The following is a 19,518-nucleotide window of genomic DNA, read 5'->3' as shown; positions in this document are numbered from 1 at the left end:
CTGCTGAGGAAGCCGGTGCCGAAGAGCCTGCCGCTGATGACGCGGCGGCGGAGGAAGCACCCGCCGAGGATGAAGCTTCCGAAGGCGCTGCTGCTGACGAAGAGCATGCGGAAGCCGCAGGCGATCATGGGGGCGGGCATATCGAGGATATTTCCTTCAGTTTCGAAGGTCCCTTTGGCAAATACGACCAGTTTCAGCTTCAGCGGGGCCTGCAGGTCTATACCGAGGTCTGCTCAGCCTGCCACGGTATGAAATTCGTGCCGCTCCGCACATTGGGCGATAGCGGCGGCCCCGGTCTGCCCGAGGATCAGGTGCGCGCCTATGCGGCCGAGATGACCATCATCGACGAGGAAACCGAGGAAGAGCGGCCACGCCTGCCCACCGATCACTTCCCTGAAAACACGACTGCCGGCGCGCCGGATCTGTCGCTGATGGCGAAAGCCCGCGCGGGCTTCCATGGTCCGGCCGGGACCGGTGTCAATCAGCTGATCAAGGGCATCGGCGGGCCGGAATATATCCATGCCATTCTGACCAGCTATACCGGGGAAGAACAGGAACAGGCAGGTACGGTCCTGTATGAAAATACCGCCTTCCCGACCGGTTATATCGGCATGACGCCTCCGCTTTCCGATGATCTGGTCACCTATGAGGACGGCACCAAGGCCACCGTGGATCAGATGGCCCGCGACGTGTCGGCCTTCCTGATGTGGACGGCCGAGCCGAAACTGTCGGATCGTAAACAGGTCGGGCTTGTCTCGGTGCTGTTCCTGATCGTGCTGACGGGTCTGCTCTATGTGACCAACAAGCGGCTTTGGGCGCCCTACAAGGGCAAGAACCTGGACCGCTGATCTGTAACCGAAAACTTTGAACGCGCCCCTTCCGCGGGGCGCGTTTTCGTTGCTGGACAAGGCGCGGCGATATCGGTCAGATACGCCCGGCAATCGGGGAGCAAGTCATGGCGATCTGGAATCTGGGTTCGATCAATATCGATCACGTGTATCGGATGGACAAACTGCCGCGCCCGGGCGAGACGCTTGCGGCCGACAGTTACTCCATCGGGCTGGGCGGCAAGGGCGCCAATCAGTCCATCGCGGCCGCACAGGCCGGTGCGCCGACCCATCATCTGGGCGCGATGGGGCAGGGCGATGACTGGGTGATCGATCGGCTACAGGCCAGAGGGGTCGATACCACCTATATTCTGCGACTAGCGGATCAGGTGACCGGCCATGCCCTTATCCTGCTGGACGGTTCAGCGGAAAATTCGATCATCATCCATCCCGGCGCGAATCGCGCCCTCGCGCTATCCGCATTGGAAAACGCCATGGGCGCGATCAGGCCGGGGGATATCCTGCTGCTTCAGAACGAGACCAGCCTTCAGGCCGAGGCAGCCCGGATCGCACGCTTGGCCGGGGCGCGGGTGATCTATTCCGCCGCCCCTTTCGATCTGGATGCGTTGCAGGCGGTCATGCCGGAAGTCTCGATCCTCGCCATGAACGAGGGCGAGGCACAGCAGCTTTTCGCGGCGATCCGGGAACCGCTTCCCGTCGAGGGTCTTCTGATCACCCGTGGCGCGGAAGGCGCGGAATATCGTGATCTGAAAACCGGTCAAAGCTGGCACCAGCCAGCTTTCCCGGTCACGCCAGTGGATACGACCGGGGCAGGGGATACATTCGCCGGATATTTCGCCGCCGCGCTGGATCGTGGCGACGGAATTCCCGAAGCCCTGCGGCTGGCTTCGGGCGCCGCCGCCCTGAAAGTCACCCGGCAGGGCGCCGGGGACGCTATTCCGGCATTGTCAGAGGTCACGGATTTCCTCGCCTCTACAGAAGCCTGACGAAAACCCCTGCTCCGCTTCTTCTTTGTTTAAATACCTCGGGGTGAATTGGCCGCAGGCCAAGAGGGGCAGCGCCCCTCCCCCGGCTCACTCCGCGGCGGCCTTGTCCGTCACGACATGACTCCATGCGCCTTCCGGTTCCTTCGAGATGACCGGATCCGATCCGCCCGCAAGCAGCGTATCGACCGTACGCTGATAATCAGCCTCGTCCAGAACGCCGTCGCTGCCAGCGGTCAGCTTGGCGATTTCCTGCGCCATGCGGGCCTGATGTTCGATGGTCTGGGCGCCGGTTTCGTCGTTATCCAGAACGATCTCGGCGGATTCATCGGGATTTTCCTCGACATAACGCCAGCCCTTCATGCTGGCGCGGACGAATTTCGCCAATGCTTCGACCTTCGCGTCGTCCTCAAGCGTGCTTTCCAGCACGTAAAGCCCGTCTTCCAGAGTGGCCACGCCCTGATCTTCATATTTGAAGGTCACCAGATCCTCGGGCGCGATGCCGGCATCCAGAACCTGCCCATATTCGTTATAGGTCATGGTGCTGATGCAGGCGGCCTGCTTCTGCAGCAGGGGATCGACATTGAAGCCCTGTTTCAGCACGGTCACGCCATCCTCTCCGCCCTCGGTCGAAAGACCCAGCGTATGCATCCAGCTCAGGAACGGATATTCATTGCCCGAGAACCAGACGCCCAGCGTCTTGCCCGCGAAATCCTTGGTGGGATCGGTGATGCCGCTTTCCTTCAGGCAGGTCAGCATCATCCCGGATTTCTTGAAAGGCTGCGCGATATTGACCAGCGGCAGCCCCTTTTCCCGCGCGGCAAGTGCGGCGGGCATCCATTCGACGATCACATCCGCCCCGCCTCCGGCAAGGACCTGTGTCGGCGCGATATCGGGACCACCCGGCTTGATGGTGACCTCCAGCCCCTCTTCCTCGTAGAAGCCCTGGTCCAGTGCGACGTAATATCCCGCGAATTGCGCCTGCGTGACCCATTTGAGCTGCAAGGTCAGCTCTTCCGCATGGGCCGTGCCGGCAAGCGCAAATGATGCGGCGGCTAGCATCAGTTTCTTCATGTCCACTCTCCTGCTGGGGGGCGTCAGCCCCGTTGATTGCGCTGCGACGGGTGCCAGAACGTCACCTTCTTTTCGATCAGCGCCACGATGCCATAAAACAGCGAACCGGCGATTGCCGCCACCAATATCTCGGCCCAGACCAGCGGCAGGTCCAGCCGCCCGACGGCGGTCGAGATACGAAAGCCCATGCCCGTGGTCGGGCTGCCGAAGAATTCGGCCACGATGGCGCCGATCAGCGCGAGCGTGGTGGTAATCTTCAGCCCGTTGAACAGGAACGGCATGGCGGCGGGCAGCCGCATCTTCCACAGAGACTGCCCGTAAGGCGCGGCCCATGTCGCCATCTGATCGCGCTGCATCCGGTCGGTGGCGGCGAGGCCTGCGACCATGTTCACAAGGATGGGGAAGAACACCATCACCACGACCACGGCGGCCTTGGATTGCCAGTCGAACCCGAACCACATCACCAGAATCGGCGCGATCCCCACGATAGGCAGGGCGGCGACGAAATTTCCGATGGGCAGCAACCCGCGTTGCAGAAACGGGCTGCGGTCGATTGCAATGGCGGTCAGCACCGCCGCTGCACCGCCCAGTATCCAGCCGGTCAGGGCGCCCTTGACGATGGTCTGCACGAAATCACCCCAGAGCAGCGGGATATTCGCCACAAAACTGGCCGCGATCCGCGAGGGCGCGGGCAGGATCAGCGGGGGAATGGCGTAGATGCGTACGATCATTTCCCAAAGGGCGATGATAGTAAGGCCAAAGATCAGTGCGACAAGGAACCGCGTCAGCCTGGTGTCGAACCGCGCCAGCCAAGTGTTGAATATCCATGCGCAGAGCCAAACTAGCAAAACTGGCGCGAGTTTGGGCGATATCAACAGACCCGTAACGAGAATTGCCAACCAACCAGCTAGCGCCTCTAGGCCAATAAGCATGTTTGCATGGCGTTCCAGCTTCAGCACTTTCATCGCACCAGCCCCATGCGGCGCAGCGTGACGCCTTCGATCCGTCCAATGGCGATGACCAGAATGGCGGCAAGCGCGGCGGCTGCGAAAAGCGCCGCCCATATCTGCACCGTCTGCCCGTAATAGCTGCCAGAAAGCAGCCTTGCTCCCAGTCCGGCACTTGCGCCCGCAGGCAATTCGCCCACGATAGTGCCGACCAGCGCGGCCGCGATGCCCACCTTGAGACTCGCGAACAGATAGGGCATCGACGATGGCAGCCTCAGCCGCCAGAAGACCTGCCCGCCAGAGGCGCTCCAGGATTTCATCTGGTCAAGCTGCATCGCGTCGGGCGTGCGCAATCCCTTCACCATGCCGACAAGCACCGGAAAGAACGACAGCCATGCCGCGATGATCGCCTTGGGCAGAAGACCGGTGATGCCCGCACTTGCAAAGACCACGATCACCATGGGCGCGATGGCAAGGATCGGCACGGTCTGGCTGGCCACCGCCCAGGGCATGACCGACTGATCCATGGTGCGGCTATGCACGATCCCCACGGCAAGCAGGATCCCCGCCAGACTGCCGATGGCAAAGCCGGTCAGCGTGGCTGACAATGTCACCCAGCCATGCCAGACAAGACTGCGCTTCGAGGTGATCTTTTGCCCGGCAACCCCATCCCACAACCCGGCGGCAACCTGATGCGGAGCGGGCAGCACGGGGCGCTCAAGCGTCAGTGTCTGTTTGACGAGTTCCGTAGTTGTCAGTTCAGTTCCCGCCCGCGCCGCCTGATCCCGGACCCATGCGGAATTCATGCCGATGGCCGCAAGGTACCAGATCACGACAAGCGCCAGAAGAACGGTCAGGATCGGGATGGCATTTTTCATTGGCCAACCGCAAAAATATTGCCCCGTGCGAAATCAAGGGCCGTCGTCCTTTGCACGCATTCGCGTGACGGCCCGCCGCGGAGCGCCCGTCCGCCCCACCGCGCGGGTGCTTTGGTGACACTATCCTGCGGGTTCAGCACCGTGCGAAGTTGCACCATAAAGTGAAAATCACGACCAAAAGACGTCCATCCGACGGACGGGCGCTGCGAGGCTCTCTTCGGCATGGGACGGAAGTCATGTATCATCGCCATGCCCCTCGCGCAGCGCTTCGCGCACCTCATGCGCCAGCCGGATGAATTCGGGCGAATCGCGGATATCCAGCGGCCGCGCGGCCGGCAGAGTGCTGTCTATCACCCGCGTTATCCGCCCCGGTCGCGGCGACATCACCACGATCCGGGTGGAAAGATAAACCGCCTCGGGGATGGAATGGGTCACGAAGCCGATGGTCTTGCCGGTCTTGCGCCACAATTCCAGCAACGCCTCGTTCAGCCGGTCGCGCACGATTTCGTCCAACGCGCCGAAAGGCTCGTCCATCAGCAGAATGTCCGCGTCAAAGGCCAGCGCGCGGGCGATGCTGGCCCGCTGTTGCATGCCGCCTGAAAGCTGCCACGGAAAACGCCCGCCGAAACCCTCCAGATCGACCAGTTCCAGCACCCTGTCGACACGCTCGGCCCGGTCAGGTTTCGAAAAACCCATGATCTCCAGCGGTAACGAGATATTCCCGGCAATCGTCCGCCACGGATACAGGCCCGGAGCCTGAAACACATAGCCGTAAGCCCGCGCCTTGCGCGCCTCATCCGGGGTCATCCCGTTGACCATCAGTTCCCCGGCGGTCGGCATTTCCAGCGCGGCGATGGTGCGCAGAAATGTGGTCTTGCCGCAGCCCGATGGCCCGATGAAGCTGACGAAATCGCCCTGACAGACGGTCAGATCGACATCCTTCAGTGCATGCACCGGACCATCGGCGGTCTGGAAGGTGAGGCTGACGGCATTGGCCGCAATTACCGCGTTCATCATACCGATCTTGTGATACCCCCATCCACGCGGATATTCTGGCCCGTGATATAGCTGCCTCCCTCTGACGCCAGAAAGCTGACCGTTGCCGCAATCTCGGCCTCGCGGCCATAGCGGCCCATCGGGATGCGTGCCCGGAATTCCTCTTTCTCGGGCAGGCTGTCGATAAAGCCGGGCAACACATTGTTCATACGGATGTTGTCCGCCGCATAGTGGTCGGCGTAAAGCTTGGCGAAAGAGGCCAGCCCGGCGCGAAAGACCCCCGATGTCGGAAAGACCGGATCGGGTTCAAACGCGGCGAAAGTCGAAAGGTTGATGATCACCCCGCTTTTCTGCGCCTGCATATGCGGCGTGACCAGGCGGGTCGGACGGACGGCGCTGAGGAAATAGACCTCCATGCCTGTATGCCAGTCCTCGTCGGTCAGCTCGGTGACCGGTGCGCGGGGGCCGTGGCCTGCGGAATTCACCAGAACGTCAATCCGCCCCCACCGTTCAATCGCGCCATCGACCAGACGCGCCAGATCATCGTTCGAGCGGTTCGAGCCGGTGACCCCGAATCCTCCCAATTCGTCAGCCAAAGCCTCACCCTTGCCAGAAGATGACAGGATCCCGACCGAAAATCCGTCCGCCGCCAGCCGGCGGGCAGAGGCGGCGCCCATCCCGCTGCCGCCTGCGGTGATCAATGCAACCCCTGTCACCCTATACCCCGCTTGCCGGTATGCCGGTCCGCTCGACCGGCCGCGGCGCAGTCAGTTCCTTCCATCTGCTCAGCGCCCGGTTCACCGTTCCCCGCGCCTCGCGCGCCACGAATTTCCCGTGCCCCTCGCGGCTGTCCAGCTTGCCCTCGGTCACCGCCACGACGCCGCGCGTCAGCGTATAGCGCGGCAGGCCCTTGACCTTATGGCCCTCGAACACGTTGTAATCGATGGCGGATTGTTGGCTGTCGGCGGCAATGGTCTTTTCGGCCTCGGGATCCCATATCACCAGATCCGCATCCGCGCCCACCAGAACCGCGCCCTTGCGGGGATAAAGATTCAGGATCTTGGCGATATTGGTCGAGGTCACAGCCACGAATTCATTCGGCGTCATCCGCCCGGAGTTGACCCCTTGCGTCCACAGCATCGGCATCCGGTCCTCCAGCCCGCCGGTGCCGTTGGGGATCCTGGTGAAATCACCCACGCCATAGCGTTTCTACTCTGTCGTGAAGGCGCAGTGATCGGTGGCCACGACCGACAGGCTACCCGATTGCAGACCCGCCCAGAGGCTGTCCTGATGCAGCTTGTTGCGGAAGGGCGGAGACATCACCCGCCGCGCCGCGTGATCCCAGTCCTTGTCGAAATATTCGCTTTCATCCAGCGTCAGATGCTGGATCAGCGACTCACCCCAGACCCGCTTGCCCTGCTGCTTCGCACGCCGGATCGCTTCGTGACTGTCCTCGCAGGACACATGCACGACATAAAGCGGCACGCCGGCCATATCGGCCACCATGATCGCCCGGTTCGTCGCCTCGCCCTCGACCTGAGGCGGGCGCGAATAGGCATGCCCTTCCGGCCCGGTATTCCCCTCGGCCAGCAGCCGCGCCGAAAGCTCCGCCACGACATCGCCATTCTCGGCATGAACCAGCGCGATCCCGCCCAGATCGCCGACGCGGCGGAAACTGGCGAATAACTCATCGTCATTCACCATCAACGCGCCCTTATAGGCCATGAAATGCTTGAAGCTGGTGATGCCGCGTTTCACCACCTCGTCCATCTCGTCGAAAACCTGTTCGCCCCACCATGTGACGGCCATGTGGTAACTGTAATCGCAATGCGCCCGCCCGGATTTGTTATCCCACATCTTCAAGGCGTCCAGCAGCCCCTGACCGGGTGAGGGCAGGGCGAAATCCACCACCATCGTGGTGCCGCCCGCCAAGGCGGCGCGGGTTCCGCTTTCGAAATCATCCGCCGAATAGGTGCCCATGAAGGGCATTTCCATATGTGTATGCGGATCGATCCCGCCCGGCATGACATAGCAGCCGCTGGCATCCAGTTCGCGTTCGCCGGTCAATCCCTCGCCGATGGCGGCAATCCTGCCGTCCTCGATCAGCACATCCGCCTTATAGGACAGATCCGCAGTCACAATGGTTCCGTTCCTGATGACTGTGCCCATCTCCGCACCCTTCTTCTTTGCGATAAATACCTCGGGGGTCCGGGGGCAGCGCCCCCGGCTGTCGCGCCTCAGCGCAATATCTCTGCCGCTTCAAGCGCCGCATGCAGCAGCACATCCGCCCCGGCGGACGCCCATTCGGGGCTGATCTCTTCCGCTTCGTTATGACTCAGCCCGTCCACGCAGGGACACATGATCATCACCGTGGGCGCCAGACGGTTGATCCAGCAGGCGTCATGCCCCGCGCCCGAGACGATATCCATATGGCTGTATCCCAGACGCCCGGCGGCGTTCCGCAGCATATCGGCCAGTTCGGGATCGAATGTCACCGGATCGAAATGGCCGACCGGCTCGATCTCGATGCCAAGCCCGAGTTCCCGGGCGATCTCTGCCGCATCGGTTTCCAGACGCGCCCGCATCGAACTCAGCTTGTCCAGTTCAGGGCTGCGGAAATCCACGGTGAAAACCGCCTTGCCGGGGATCACGTTGCGGGAATTGGGATAGACATTGGCCTGCCCTATCGCGCCCACGGCATTCGGCTGATGATCCATCGCGATCCGGTGCACCGCCTCGGTGATCCGCGCCATGCCCAGCCCGGCATTCACCCGCATATCCATCGGGGTCGAGCCGGTATGCGCGTCCTTGCCGGTCAGGGTCACCTGCAGCCACCACAACCCCTGCCCATGCGTGACCACGCCGATCTGTTTGCCTTCGGCCTCAAGAATCGGACCCTGTTCGATGTGATATTCAAACATCGCGTGGATTTTGCGGTCGCCCGGGCTTTCGTCGCCGCGCCAGCCGATCCGCTGCAGCTCGTCGCCGAAACGCTTGCCCTCGGCATCTTCGCGGCTGTTGGCGAAATCTTCATCATGAATGCCGGCAAAAACCCCCGAGGCCAGCATGGCGGGCGCGAAACGGGTGCCTTCCTCATTGGTCCAGTTGGTGACCACGATGGGCCGGCGGGTCTTTACGCCCATGTCTCGGATCGAACGGATCACCTCCAGCCCCGCCAGCACGCCCAGTACGCCATCATATTTTCCGCCGGTCGGCTGCGTGTCCAGATGGCTGCCGATATAGACCGGATCCAGATCGGGCTCGGCCCCTTCATGGCGCATGAACATATTGCCCATGCGGTCCACGCTCATGGTCATGCCCGCGTTTTCGCACCAGCCTTGGAACAGGCGGCGGCCTTCGGCATCGGCATCGGTCAGGGTCTGGCGATTATTGCCCCCCGCCACGCCGGGGCCGATCCTGGCCATTTCCATCAGGCTGTCCCACAAGCGGTCGCCATCAATCTTCAAATTCGCGGCGGCAGAGGTCCCGTTCGGGCCAGTCATCGATATTCCTTCCTGTCGATCGCCCCATCTTTGCGCGGGGTCGAATAGATGGGGTATGGCACAGCATTGCCAATTCTTGACCAAATAGTCAGGATCAGGCTAGCACGGCCCCCTGTTCAGTCAAGCGCCGTGATGACGATATTGGCAGTGCAGGGTATTCTGCCCGAAATGATGGCAAAACGATAAAAGGGGCGGATGATGGATGAAGCCAAGGACAGCGGCCTGACCAGGATTCAGCGCCGCAACCGGGAAATCATCCTGGAGGGCGCCTTGACGGTTTTTGCCGTCAACGGGTTCCGCGGCACCACGATTGACCAGATCGCGGCAGAATGCGGATTGTCCAAGCCGAATGTGCTGTATTACTTTCCCTCGAAGGACGAGATCCACAAGACCCTGCTGACCAAGCTGCTGGATATGTGGCTGGCTCCGCTGGAAAATATCGAACCAGAGGGTGAAGCCCTGCAAGAGGTTCTGGATTATGTCGCCGCGAAGCTGCGCATGTCGCGGGAATACCCTCGGGAAAGCCGGCTATTCGCATATGAGATCCTGCGCGGCGCCCCTCATCTGACCGAAATTCTGGGCGGGCGGCTGCGGAATACGGTTGATGACGCCGTTGCGGTTCTTCGCGGCTGGACAGAGGCGGGCAAGCTGCGGAATGTCGATCCCCATCACCTGATTTTCTCGATCTGGTCCATGACGCAGCATTATGCCGATTTCGAGGTACAGGTGCGCGCGGTTCTGGGAGAGGGGCACGATCCGTTCAGCGAGGCGGAGATCTTTCTGGAGGATATGTATCGCAGGCTGCTGACGCCCTGATTGACCTCGCGGTAACAGCCATATTGGCTTTGTCCTGCCTAATAAGATATTCTTATTATAATTATCAAAATTTACAAGTTCCCCTGATCCATAAACATGTTAGAAACCACGTGTAGCCATAGACCGGATTCGGTTTCGTCAGAGCATCAGCCGACGTCACCGGTCGAGCAAGCAAAGGGGATTTTCAAATGGACGGAAATGACATCAAATCTGCGGGGAAATGTCCTGTCATGCATGGCGGCATGACCGCCACGGGCGCCAGCGTCGTGGAATGGTGGCCGAATGCGCTCAATCTGGACATTCTGCACCAGCATGACAGCAAGACCAACCCGATGGGCAAGGATTACAGCTATCGTGAAGAGCTGAAAAAGCTGGATGTCGAGGCGCTCAAGCGGGACCTGCATGCCCTGATGACCGACAGTCAGGACTGGTGGCCGGCCGATTGGGGCCATTACGGCGGCATGATGGTGCGCATGGCGTGGCACTCGGCCGGTTCCTACCGGATTTCCGATGGGCGCGGCGGCGGCGGCACGGGTAACCAGCGTTTTGCTCCGCTGAACTCCTGGCCGGACAATTCGGGCACCGACAAGGCCCGGCGCCTGCTTTGGCCGATCAAGAAGAAATATGGCAACAAGATCAGCTGGGCCGATCTGATCATCCTTGCAGGCACCATCGCCTATGAGGATATGGGCCTGAAGACGTTCGGTTTTTCTTTCGGTCGCGAGGATATCTGGCATCCCGAGAAAGACACCTATTGGGGCGCCGAAAAGGAATGGCTTGCGCCAAGTGACGGGCGTTATGGCGCGATCGACAACGCCACATCGCTGGAGAACCCGCTTGCCGCCGTGCAGATGGGGCTGATCTATGTGAACCCCGAAGGCGTGAACGGCCAGCCCGATCCGCTGAAGACCGCCGCCATGATGCGCGAGACTTTCAGCCGCATGGCGATGAATGACGAAGAGACCGTGGCCCTGACGGCGGGCGGCCATACCGTCGGCAAGACGCATGGCAATGGCGACGCGACCCTGCTGGGCGCGGAACCCGAAGGCGCGGGCGTCGAGGATCAGGGCCTGGGCTGGCTGAACAAATCCGTGCGCGGTATCGGTCGCGATCAGGTGGTCAGCGGGCTGGAAGGCGCATGGACGACGCATCCGACCAAATGGGACAACGGCTTCTTCGAGATGCTGTTCAACCATGAATGGGAATTGCGCAAAAGCCCGGCGGGCGCATGGCAATGGGAACCGGTCGACATCAGGGACGAGGACAGGCCGGTCGATGTCGAGGATCCTTCGGTCCGCCACAACCCGATGATGACCGATGCCGATATGGCCCTGAAGGTCGATCCGGTCTACCGCGAGATTTCGCTGCGCTTCAGGAATGACCCTCAGTATTTCAACGATTGCTTCGCCCGCGCGTGGTTCAAGCTGACCCACCGGGATCTGGGGCCGAAAGCGCGTTATTTCGGTCCGGATGTTCCGTCCGAAGACCTGATCTGGCAGGATCCGGTTCCCGCCGGGAATACCGCCTATGATCAGGCCGAGGTCAAGAAACGCATCGCTGAATCCGGTCTTTCGGTTGGTGAACTGGTCGCGACCGCATGGGACAGCGCCCGGACATATCGTGGCTCGGACATGCGTGGCGGCGCGAATGGCGCCCGGATCCGGCTGGCTCCGCAAAAGGACTGGGAAGGCAACGAGCCTGCGCGGCTGAACCGCGTGCTTGGCCTGCTGGAACCGATTGCGGCGTCGACGGGGGCAAGCATCGCCGATGTGATCGTGCTTGCCGGGAATGTCGGGATCGAGAAAGCGGCGAAAGCTGCGGGCTTCGACATCACTGTTCCCTTTGCGCCGGGCCGTGGTGACACGACCGACGAACTGACGGATATCGATTCATTCGAGCCGCTTGAGCCTTTGGCCGATGGTTATCGCAACTGGGTCAAGCAGGATTACGTTGTCAGCCCGGAAGAGATGCTGCTGGACCGGACGCAACTGCTGGGCCTGACGGCGGCGGAAATGACAGTTCTTGTCGGCGGAATGCGCATGCTTGGCGTCAATCACGGCGGCACGAAACATGGCGTCTTCACCGACCGCGAAGGTCAGTTGACACCGGATTTCTTCGTCAACCTGACCGATATGAACAATCGCTGGCTGCCGGTCGATGGCGGGCTGTACGAGATCCGCGACCGCAAGACAGATGCGGTCAAATGGACGGCGACCCGTGCCGATCTGGTCTTCGGTTCGAACTCGGTCCTGCGCGCCTATGCCGAGGTTTACGCTCAGGACGACAATCACGAGAAGTTCCTGCGCGATTTCGTCGCCGCATGGACCAAGGTGATGAACGCCGACCGTTTCGATCTGGCGTGATGAAACCGCTCTCTCCGGCAGCATCGTCCGGAGAGAGCGACACCGGCCCGGCTGTACTTGAATTCCGCGCGATCATGGCGATCTGATGTGGAGCAGGATTGTAAGGGAACAGGTCCGATGAAAGCATTTGCATTCGTTTTTCTGGCCGGGATCGCGGCTCTGACGGGTATGCCAGCCGCTGCGGATCCGCTTCTGGAGGTTGCGGAATTCGCGGATCTGACCGCCGGCAAGGATCCGATCATTCTGGATATCCGCGGTGATGCTTATGCCAAGGGCCATATCGAGGGCGCGGTATCCGCGCCTTACGCATTGTTCCGCGGCCCTGACGAAAATCCCGGGCAGCTTGTCCCCGTAGATCAGCTTGAAACCACCTATGAGGGGTTGGGGCTGGTCATGGACCGCCCGATCATCATCGTCTCCGAAGGGGATTCCGACAATGATTTCGGCGCCGCGGCGCGGGTCTACTGGACGCTGAAAAGCTCTGGCTTTACCGATCTTGCGGTTTTGAACGGCGGCATGACCGCATGGGGTCAGGCCGGGCTTCCGCTTGACAGGAATGCCGTGGAACCGCAGCCCAGCGATCTGGACATCACATGGGATAACCGCTGGACGGCGGACACGCAGGAGGTTGCAGATGTCGTGGATGGCAAGCGGCAGGCGGTCCTTGTCGATGCCCGGCCGCCCGAATTCTACGAAGGCAAGCAGGCGCATGAGGTCGCGGCGCGGCCCGGAACCATTCCGGGGGCGCAGAACCTTGCCCATTCCAGCTTTTTCCAGTCGGGATCGACCTCGATCGGTCAGGTTGAGGATGTGGCGGGCCTGAAATCCGCGCTTGGCATCGATGACGGGGAAGAGGTGGTTTCCTTCTGCAATACCGGCCATTGGGCGGCGACAGACTGGTTCGCCATGTCGGAACTGGCCGGGATCGAGAATGTGAAGCTTTATCCCGGCTCGATGGTGGAATATTCACAGACCGATAACGAGATGGCCAATGTTCCGGGATTGCTGGAAAATCTGCTGAATCAGTTCAGGTGAGATAACGAGGATGTCCGACGCGGCAGCACCTACCCGGGAGGTTACGGCTTTCGAAGGTTTCGCCCGGCGTGGCGGGCTGGTTCTGGCCCTGCTGATCGCCATCGCGCTTGTCGCGCTGTTCGCGGGCGGGCGTTTCGGAATGATGCTGGCTGTCGGACTGGGTTTCGGCATCGCGCTTGAGGGTCTGCGCTTCGGATTTGCCGGACCGTGGCGCGCGATGATCCTGCGGCGCGAGCCTGCGGGCATTCTGGCGCAGTTTCTGTCCATCGGCATCGTCTCTTCGGTCGCCATCCCGCTTCTGGCGGCGCATCCGGGGGAGTTGACCGGCGCACAGGCTCCGATCGGCTGGGCGATGATCGGCGGGGCCTTCGTTTTCGGTGCCGCGATGCAGGTCGTGCTGGGCTGCGGCTCGGGGACATTGGTGAATGCGGGATCCGGCAATCCCGTCGGCCTGCTTGCGCTGCCGTTCTTCGCCATCGGCAGCTTCGCCGGGGCCTATCATCTGATCTGGTGGACCGATCTGGGCAGCCTGCCCATCGCCACCCTGTCCGGCTGGCAGGGGCTGCTTGTCACATGGGCCGCCCTGTTGCTGACGGCGGCGCTGTTTTTGCGGCTGGGCCGGCCCGATGCCCGCCGGATTCCACGCCGCCTTGTGATCGCTGCCATCCTGCTTGCCGCGCTTGCAATTGCCAATTTGCTTATCGCCGGGCAGCCGTGGGGCGTGGTTTACGGTTTGGGATTATGGGCGGCCAAGGGATTCACCGCCCTGGGCGGCGATCTGTCCGGCTCGGCTTTCTGGAGCGCGCCCGGCACCGATCGGATCCTTCAAGGTAGCATCCTGACCGATTACACCTCGCTGACTAATATCGGCCTTATCGCGGGCGCATTCGTCACCGCCGCATGGCGCAATGGCGGGCTGTCCCAGAAACTGCCCAGCTATCCGATAGGCGCATGGCTGGCGGTGATCGTCGCCGGTTTCCTTCTGGGTTATTCCTCGCGGCTTGCGTTCGGCTGCAATGTCGGCGCGTTCTTTTCGGGCATCTCGACCGGCAGCCTGCATGGCTGGGTCTGGTTCGTCGCCGCGTTCGCGGGCGCTTTCCTTGGCGTAAGGCTGCGTCCCATGCTTGGGCTGGAGGCGCGGCAATGACACGGAAATTCACCGCATCGCTGGCCATTGCCTTTCTTGCGACGCTGATCCTGTTCGATCAGGCGACAGCAGAGCTGAACCCGTATCAGGCACCGCCCGCCTTTGCATTCGGTTCCGGTCTGGCTTCGGCAGGCGGGTTTTGCGGGGCGCTGCCGCAATAAGCGCCGCAAAAGAAAACCGGCATGGTGCGAAGAGGCTATCCCCCGCGCGAGAATTCCCCAAGATTTCCCCGCCAGACAAGCAGCGGTTCCCCTTCGGTTGTCGTCACATGCGCAACCTCGCCGACGATGATAAGGTGATCTCCGCCATCATGTACCGCCCTGCGCCGGCATTCGAAACGTGACAGACATCCTTCGATCAAAGGCACGCCCTGTTCATTCCAGATCCAGTCGGTTCTGTCGAAAGCATCGCCGGAAATGACAAAATCGCGGCAAAGCTGCACCTGTCGTTCGGACAGGACGTGGATCGCGAAATATTCCGCCGACCGGAAGGCTTCGAAACGGCGCGAGGCGCGGGCCGGCGACCACAGAACCAGCGGAGGATCCAGCGAAACCGAAGCGAAGCTGTTCGCCGTCATGCCCACCGGCCCCCGCTCTGACGCCGCAGTGACGACCGTGATGCCGGTGCCGAAGCGGCCCAGCGCGTCGCGGAACAGGTCGGGATTGCCGGTCGGGGTAAAGCCATGCGCTGCCTGCAGGGGATTCCGCATGTTTCAGGGCACCTCGAAGCCATTGGCAAGGCTGTAAAGCTCGAACCATGTTTCGCGGTCGATATCGATTGTCATGGCCTGTGAAAGCGCCCTGATCCGGTCAAGGTTATTCGTGCCCAGCACCGGCAGAATCCGCGCCGGATGCCGCAGCAGCCACGCGACCGCGACCGCCGCCGCATCCACGCCAGCTGCCTCTCCCAGTTCCATCAGGCGCGCCAGAAGCTTCGGATGGTTGCCGCTGAACAATGCGCCGCCGCCAAGCGGCGACCATGCCATCGGCGGAATGCTGCGTTCCTGCATGAATGCCAGGTCGCCATTGCGAAACGCATTGCTGTTCAGCAGGCTGAGTTCGATCTGATTGGTGACAAGGGGTGTCTGCATGGCCGATTGCAGCAGGGTCCAGTCATGCAGCCTGAAATTGGACACACCGATTGCCCGCACCTTGCCGATATTCACCAGCCCGTCCAGCACCGCCCCGGTTTCATGATGATCCATCAGTGGATCCGGGCGGTGGATCAGCAACAGGTCGATCCGCTCGATATTCATCTCGGTCAGTGAGCGGTTGACCGAGGCTTCGATATGATCGCGCCCGCTGTCGTAATGTTTCACCCGCCGCTGCGGAAACTTGTCCGATATCAGTGCGATATCGCATTTCGTGACGATTTCCATCCTGTCACGCAATGCGGGCGCCGCTTTCAGTGCCGCGCCCAGAACCGGCTGGCTTTCGTAATCGCCATAGATATCCGCCTGATCGAAACTGGTGATCCCCTGTTCCAGACAGGCCTCGATCTTGGCCTGAACATGCGCCGCTCCGGTATCGCTGTCCGCGGCCAGCCGCCACATGCCATAAACGATGCGGCTCAGTTCCAGTTCACCGTTCAGGCGGATCCGTTCCATTATCTGCGCTCTCCCGTTCCCAGCGGCGTGTCTGGCACCTGTTCCGGCACCCGCCCATATTCATGCGGCAGCGAGCAGGTCCTGATATGCGGCATGACCAGCCGCCCGAAATGCCCGCATTCCTCGATATGAGGATAACCCGACAGAATGAAGGCCCGCATCCCCATCTTTCGATATTCTTCCAGCTCGGTTAGCACCTGATCGGCCGAGCCGACCAGCGCCGCGCCGCAACCGGACCGCGCCCGCCCGATGCCGGTCCACAGATGCGGCTCGATGAAGCCGTCCATATCCGCAAGTTCCCGCGCCCGCGCCTGATGCGATACCCCCAGCGAGGTGGCATCCAGCGCCCGCGCCCGGATCGCGTCGCCCATGTCGTCATCCAGTTTCGAGACCAGTTCACGGGCATATTCCCGCGCTTCGGCCTCGGTGTCGCGCACGATGACATGAACGCGCAACCCGTAATCAAGCGTCCGGCCATATCGCGCCGCGACATCGTTCACGGCCTTCATCCGGGCGGCAAGCTGTTCCTTCGTTTCGGGCCACATCAGATAGACATCGCAATGCTGCCCGCAAAGTTCCAGCGCGGGCGGGCTGTAGCCGCCGAAATACAGCAGCGGACCTCCGGTCTGATAGGGTCTGGCCGGATCGGTACTCAGCCCGTGAAAATCGTAAATCTCGCCCTTGTAACTGATTTCGTCCTGCGACCATGCCTGCTTCAGGATCTCGACCACTTCGCGCGACCGCTGATAGCGAAAGGCGCTTTCGGCCTGTTCGCCGGGAAAGTCCGAACTGATGATATTCACCGTCAGCCGCCCTTTCAGCATATGGTCCAATGTGGCGATGGTCCGCGCCAGCATGATCGGCTGCATCTCGCCGCAGCGCACGGCGGCCAGCAGATTGATCTGTTCGGTGATCGGCGCGCATCCGGCGACGAAACTCAGCGTGTCCTGCCCGACCTGATAGGACGAGGGGCACAGGATATTCCGGAACCCCTGCGCTTCGGCGGTTCTGACGATATCCGAACAATGTTCCCAGCTAGAGCGCAGGCTGCCATCGGGCAGGCCGAGATAGCGGTAATCATCGGAACACAGCGCCGAGAACCACGCCACTTCGGCAGCCTGCAAATCCGGCGATGTTATGGGGACCACGCTCATATTCATCATTCCCGCATATGAATTTCTTCTTGCGTAGCAGGGTGAGTATAGTAGATCAATGCTATATCAATTTTAGCGGATGCCCGAAGCGATGCGGCTTGTTGCCGAAAAATCTGTATCTTTCACACCAACTGCGCCACGCAGCTTTCCATTGGGCGGGCGGCTATGCTGAGGGAAACGCATTCCGCGCTTCCGCTATATCTGCAACTCAGCGAGCTTCTGGCCCGCGAGATCGCCGCCGGTCACCTGCTGCATGGCGAGAAACTTCCGCCCGAGCGCGAGATGGCGGCGAAGCTTGAAACCTCGGTCGGAACCCTGCGCAAGGCTTTGGCCGAACTGACCCGGCAGGGCCTGCTGGAACGGCGGCAAGGTTCGGGGAATTATGTCTGCGCGACGAAGACGCCGCAGAATATCTATGCTTTCTTCCGCATCGAATTGTTGCGCGGGGGCGGTCTGCCCCGCGCCAGGCTACTGTCTGTCGAGCGATTGCCCAAGCCTGCCGATTTCCCCGATTTCGGCACATCGCATGAGGGGCACCGCATTCGCCGGCTGCGTTACCTGAACGATTGCCCCTGCGTGCTCGAGGAAATCTGGCTTGATGGCGACTATACGGATCGCATTGCGCCGCGCGACCTGTCGGAATCGCTGTATCTTTATTACCGAGAGACGCTGAAGCTTTGGATCGCCCATGTCGAGGACAGCGTAGGCATTGCCCCCGTTCCCGTCTGGAAGCCCGACGCATTCGCGCCGCCCGCCGGTACGCCGTCAGGCTATTTCCAGCGGATCTCCTATGCGCAGGACAATCGGCGCGCGGAATTTTCACGCAATTGGTTCGACACGGACAAGGCGCGATATGTCGCGCGGATAAGATAGGATCATGATGGGCAAGCAAGTGAATTACGGCATGATCGGCTGCGGCATGATGGGGCAGGAACATCTTCGCAATATCCTGTTGCTGCCCGACAGCCGCATTGCCGCGATCTATGAACCCGACCCCGATATGTGCGCCGCCGCCGCCCGTATCGCGCCCGACGCCATATTGGCCGACTCACTTGCGGATTTGCTGGCATCGCCGCTGGATTGCATCGTCATCTCGTCGCCCAATATCGCCCATGTCGGGCAGTTGGAACAGATCGCACAGGGGTCGCCCGTCCCGGTTCTGGTCGAAAAACCGCTTTTCACCCACCCCGCGGACCGCGCCCGGATCGAGCGGCTGATCCGGACCTATCGCGCCCCCATCTGGGTGGCGATGGAATATCGCTATATGCCGCCTATCACCCGCTTTCTGGAACGGCTGGATCCCGCGACCGGCGGGCTGAAGATGCTGACCATCCGCGAGCATCGCTTTCCCTTCCTGCACAAGGTCGGCGCATGGAACCGCTTCAATCGCAGCTCTGGCGGAACCCTGGTCGAGAAATGCTGCCATTTCTTCGACCTCATGCGGCTGGCCGTCCGGTCCGAGCCGGTCCGGGTCATGGCCAGTGCCGGACAGGCCGTCAATCATCTGGACGAAGCCTATGGCGGCGAAACCCCGGATATCTGGGACAACGCCTATGTCATCGTGGATTTCGCCAATGGTGCCCGCGCGATGCTGGAATTATGCATGTTCGCGGAAGGCGCGCGCTATCAGGAAGAGATCACGGCTGTCGGTCCCTCCGGGCGGATCGAGGCGCTGGTGCCCGGTCCCGGCCGGTTCTGGCCTGTGCATATGGGCGCGCCTCCGGTTCCGCAGCTGATCGAAAGCCCCCGCGCGCCCAAAGGGCCGGTGGCGACCGAGATCCCGGTTGATCCGGCGCTGCTGGAGGCCGGAGACCATAACGGCGCCACATTCTATCAGCATCGGAAATTCAGGCAGGCCATGCAGGATGGTCATGCCGTCGAAGTCACGGTTCAGGATGGCATGAAAGCCGTGCTGATGGGTCTGGCGGCGCAGGAATCGGCGGCAAGCGGCAAGGCGGTTGATCTGGATTTCAGCACAGAGGCCGAGGAATACAGGATCTGTTCGTGACCTCCACTTTCCGGACCCCCGCCTGATTGCGCCGGGAAGGGGCGTCTGTCAGAACATGTCGCGCCTGCCCGGTTCCGCGCCCCTCCCTCCCCCTTCTTCTTTGTCCAAATACCTCGGGGGGCGCCGGCGGGTCGCACCACTGGTTCAAGAGACCAGCCGG

Annotated in this window: 17 protein-coding genes and 2 pseudogenes; 9 read left to right on the top strand and 10 right to left on the bottom strand. The window is 61.5% G+C overall.

Annotation, left to right across the window (positions count from 1 at the left end; all coding sequences use genetic code 11):
* Window positions 1-113 precede the first annotated feature (113 nt).
* Together D3P04_RS23750 and D3P04_RS16100 are read left to right on the top strand one after the other, a co-directional pair.
* Window positions 114-848: pseudogene (locus D3P04_RS23750) on the top strand (cytochrome c1); the annotation flags it as partial.
* 107 nt (window positions 849-955) lie between these two features.
* Window positions 956-1,834 (top strand): ribokinase, encoded by an 879-nt coding sequence (locus D3P04_RS16100; RefSeq protein WP_119750714.1) that lies wholly within the window; start codon window positions 956-958, stop codon window positions 1,832-1,834.
* A gap of 87 nt (window positions 1,835-1,921) precedes the next feature.
* Here D3P04_RS16100 and D3P04_RS16095 read toward each other — a convergent pair whose 3' ends face one another.
* The 7 genes and pseudogenes from D3P04_RS16095 to D3P04_RS16065 form a co-directional block, all read right to left on the bottom strand.
* Complete coding sequence (locus D3P04_RS16095; RefSeq protein ID WP_119750713.1) at window positions 1,922-2,905, bottom strand: ABC transporter substrate-binding protein; 984 nt, start codon at window positions 2,903-2,905, stop codon at window positions 1,922-1,924.
* Window positions 2,906-2,928: 23 nt separating this feature from the next.
* Window positions 2,929-3,870 (bottom strand): ABC transporter permease, encoded by a 942-nt coding sequence (locus D3P04_RS16090; RefSeq protein ID WP_232845046.1) that lies wholly within the window; start codon window positions 3,868-3,870, stop codon window positions 2,929-2,931.
* Window positions 3,867-4,730, bottom strand: a complete 864-nt coding sequence (locus D3P04_RS16085; protein WP_119750711.1) for an ABC transporter permease — start codon at window positions 4,728-4,730, stop codon at window positions 3,867-3,869. The genes D3P04_RS16090 and D3P04_RS16085 overlap by 4 nt, the downstream gene beginning before the upstream one ends.
* A gap of 234 nt (window positions 4,731-4,964) precedes the next feature.
* Window positions 4,965-5,747: an ABC transporter ATP-binding protein gene (locus D3P04_RS16080; protein ID WP_119750709.1), complete on the bottom strand. Its 783-nt coding sequence runs from the start codon at window positions 5,745-5,747 to the stop codon at window positions 4,965-4,967.
* Window positions 5,744-6,442 carry an SDR family oxidoreductase gene (locus D3P04_RS16075; protein WP_119750707.1) on the bottom strand — a complete coding sequence of 233 codons (699 nt, stop codon included), beginning with the start codon at window positions 6,440-6,442 and terminating at the stop codon, window positions 5,744-5,746. The genes D3P04_RS16080 and D3P04_RS16075 overlap by 4 nt, the downstream gene beginning before the upstream one ends.
* Window position 6,443: 1 nt before the next feature.
* Window positions 6,444-7,895, bottom strand: a pseudogene (gene hydA, locus D3P04_RS16070) (dihydropyrimidinase).
* 68 nt (window positions 7,896-7,963) lie between these two features.
* The gene (locus D3P04_RS16065; protein ID WP_119750705.1) at window positions 7,964-9,229 is read right to left on the bottom strand and encodes a Zn-dependent hydrolase; all 1,266 of its coding nucleotides are present in this window, start codon (window positions 9,227-9,229) and stop codon (window positions 7,964-7,966) included.
* A 195-nt stretch (window positions 9,230-9,424) separates the two neighbouring features.
* Between D3P04_RS16065 and D3P04_RS16060 the strand changes: the two genes are divergently transcribed.
* From D3P04_RS16060 to D3P04_RS23425, 5 genes are all read left to right on the top strand, one after another.
* The gene (locus D3P04_RS16060) at window positions 9,425-10,045 is read left to right on the top strand and encodes a TetR family transcriptional regulator C-terminal domain-containing protein (RefSeq protein ID WP_408634384.1); all 621 of its coding nucleotides are present in this window, start codon (window positions 9,425-9,427) and stop codon (window positions 10,043-10,045) included.
* Window positions 10,046-10,233: 188 nt separating this feature from the next.
* Window positions 10,234-12,408, top strand: coding sequence for a catalase/peroxidase HPI (gene katG / locus D3P04_RS16055; RefSeq protein ID WP_119750703.1), 2,175 nt, complete (start codon window positions 10,234-10,236; stop codon window positions 12,406-12,408).
* A 117-nt stretch (window positions 12,409-12,525) separates the two neighbouring features.
* Window positions 12,526-13,443 (top strand): sulfurtransferase, encoded by a 918-nt coding sequence (locus D3P04_RS16050; protein ID WP_119750701.1) that lies wholly within the window; start codon window positions 12,526-12,528, stop codon window positions 13,441-13,443.
* A 10-nt stretch (window positions 13,444-13,453) separates the two neighbouring features.
* Entirely contained in the window at window positions 13,454-14,590 is a 1,137-nt protein-coding gene (locus D3P04_RS16045; RefSeq protein WP_119750699.1) for a YeeE/YedE thiosulfate transporter family protein, read from the top strand.
* Window positions 14,587-14,751, top strand: coding sequence for a hypothetical protein (locus D3P04_RS23425; protein WP_182912898.1), 165 nt, complete (start codon window positions 14,587-14,589; stop codon window positions 14,749-14,751). Before D3P04_RS16045 ends, D3P04_RS23425 begins: the two co-directional genes overlap by 4 nt.
* Window positions 14,752-14,786: 35 nt before the next feature.
* Here the strand turns inward: D3P04_RS23425 and D3P04_RS16040 are convergent, their stop codons facing one another.
* The 3 genes from D3P04_RS16040 to D3P04_RS16030 are packed head-to-tail and all read right to left on the bottom strand — an operon-like array spanning window position 14,787 to window position 17,350.
* Window positions 14,787-15,299 carry a flavin reductase family protein gene (locus D3P04_RS16040; protein ID WP_119750697.1) on the bottom strand — a complete coding sequence of 171 codons (513 nt, stop codon included), beginning with the start codon at window positions 15,297-15,299 and terminating at the stop codon, window positions 14,787-14,789.
* Window positions 15,300-15,302: 3 nt separating this feature from the next.
* Window positions 15,303-16,196 (bottom strand): aldo/keto reductase, encoded by an 894-nt coding sequence (locus tag D3P04_RS16035; RefSeq protein WP_119750695.1) that lies wholly within the window; start codon window positions 16,194-16,196, stop codon window positions 15,303-15,305.
* Entirely contained in the window at window positions 16,196-17,350 is a 1,155-nt protein-coding gene (locus tag D3P04_RS16030; RefSeq protein WP_119750891.1) for an LLM class flavin-dependent oxidoreductase, read from the bottom strand. The genes D3P04_RS16035 and D3P04_RS16030 overlap by 1 nt, the downstream gene beginning before the upstream one ends.
* A gap of 165 nt (window positions 17,351-17,515) precedes the next feature.
* Here D3P04_RS16030 and D3P04_RS16025 point away from each other — a divergent pair, with 165 nt between their 5' ends.
* Together D3P04_RS16025 and D3P04_RS16020 are read left to right on the top strand one after the other, a co-directional pair.
* Complete coding sequence (locus tag D3P04_RS16025) at window positions 17,516-18,223, top strand: GntR family transcriptional regulator (RefSeq protein WP_119750693.1); 708 nt, start codon at window positions 17,516-17,518, stop codon at window positions 18,221-18,223.
* A 7-nt stretch (window positions 18,224-18,230) separates the two neighbouring features.
* Window positions 18,231-19,358: a Gfo/Idh/MocA family protein gene (locus D3P04_RS16020; protein ID WP_119750890.1), complete on the top strand. Its 1,128-nt coding sequence runs from the start codon at window positions 18,231-18,233 to the stop codon at window positions 19,356-19,358.
* Window positions 19,359-19,518 lie beyond the last annotated feature (160 nt).

Source organism: Paracoccus onubensis (assembly GCF_003591515.1).
GTDB lineage: Bacteria > Pseudomonadota > Alphaproteobacteria > Rhodobacterales > Rhodobacteraceae > Paracoccus > Paracoccus onubensis.
Note: the sequence above shows the minus strand (reverse complement) of the source record. Positions and strands in the feature narration are given on the sequence as shown.